The 594-nt window shown below is 66.2% G+C and carries 1 pseudogene; it reads left to right on the forward strand.

The window, feature by feature from the left end:
- Positions 1 to 594, forward strand: a pseudogene (locus tag MKK67_RS18055) (hypothetical protein); the annotation flags it as partial.

Here is a 594-nt window from a genome sequence, read left to right on the forward strand (position 1 = left end):
TGGATCAGGTGGGCAGCGGGTTCTTTCTGGACGACAGCACCGGGTCGGGTCCCTCGCTCAAATATGGCGGCTCCGACGTGACCACGGGTCAGTTCGTTGGCTGGGGCCCGACGGGCGCGGAAAAGACGGTCACCGGATACCAGGTGGCCTGGAAGGTGACGGGCGCGGACCAGTACACGGTGTGGAACGCCGACGCGAACGGCAACTTCACCGGATACGCCGTCGGTACGGTGTCGGGCTCGGACCCGTCCCTGCAGAACCGGGGCAAGAGGTGTGGGCAAGGTGTGAGCAGCGACGGCCAGATCGGGGTCGTGGCTATGACCATCGAAGAGTTTGGGGCGAAGCGTCTGGATCAGGTGGGCAGCGGGTTCTTTCTGTACGACAGCACCGGGTCGGGTCCCTCGCTCAAATATGGCGGCTCCGACGTGACCACGGGGCAGTTCGCTGGCTGGGCCCCGATGGGCGCGGAAAAGACGGCCACCGGCTACCAGGTGGCCTGGAAGGTGACGGGCGCGGACCAGTACACGGTGTGGAACGCCGACGCGAACGGCAACTTCACCGGATACGCCGTCGGTACGGTGTCGGGCTCGGACC

Origin of the sequence: Methylobacterium sp. J-072 (assembly GCF_022829425.1) — a bacterium.
GTDB lineage: Bacteria > Pseudomonadota > Alphaproteobacteria > Rhizobiales > Beijerinckiaceae > Methylobacterium.